Annotated in this window: 1 protein-coding gene; it reads right to left on the bottom strand. The window is 59.1% G+C overall.

Annotated elements, in window-relative coordinates:
• Positions 1-279: 279 nt before the first annotated feature.
• On the bottom strand, positions 280-711 hold the full coding sequence (locus AC1D1G_RS45685) for an ester cyclase (protein WP_477956997.1): 432 nt from the start codon (positions 709-711) through the stop codon (positions 280-282).
• Positions 712-834: the final 123 nt, after the last annotated feature.

Here is an 834-nt window from a genome sequence, read left to right as displayed (position 1 = left end):
GGATATCAGTGATGTTGTGGATCATGACTCTGGCAATCCTCGCTGTAGCACCACCACCCCCCCGAACGGAGGTTGCGTGGATGAACGTCTGCTGAGCAAGCGATGCGCCKCGGCTCCAGGTATGCCGCGATGAGGTCAGCATTTTTCGGTAGCTTTCGGGGATGAGATGGCCACGGATGCTGAGCATTCCGCGGTGTTCCCACCTGCAGAGCAGGAACAATCGGCGGAGCTGTTTGGCCCCGATCCGGGATTTCCCCGATGTGATTCCTGGCCGGAGGTTCAATCCAGTGCAGACAGTTGGGTGAGGAAGTCGTGGTGGTCGTAGTAGACGGTGTAGTTCTTCACCCGACCTTCGGCGAATGTCCAGAATTCCCCCAGGGTGATGTCGAGGGACCGCCCCGTCGGTGGGATGCTCGAGCCGTCCGGCAGCGGGAGGTCTTCCGTGTGCGTCCCGGTCACGCGCAATTCGAAGGCGATCTCGTCGCCATCGACCACAACGCGGCGTGGATGATGGCGGAGGTCGGGAAACGTCGCGAAGAACCCCGCCATCCACAGGCACACATAGGGGGCACCGACCTGAGTGAATCCAGGAGCGACAATCTCGCACTCGGGATCAAGCATCGATTCGACCCGGTCGAAATCGTGCGCATCGACGTAGGCAAAGAAATTCTCTATGAAATCAGAAGTGACAGCAGGGGTGTCGATAGACATCGAGTCAGATCCTTCATGATTGAACACGGTGATGTGTTAATGGATGGGGTTTGTGTACCAATGGTTGGGGCGTGGTCCTGAGCCCGGAAAGGCACTGCGCCGGTCGGTGCGAGGTGGCGTGGG

Source organism: Rhodococcus sp. P3_B8, assembly GCF_056402775.1.
Note: the sequence above shows the minus strand (reverse complement) of the source record. Positions and strands in the feature narration are given on the sequence as shown.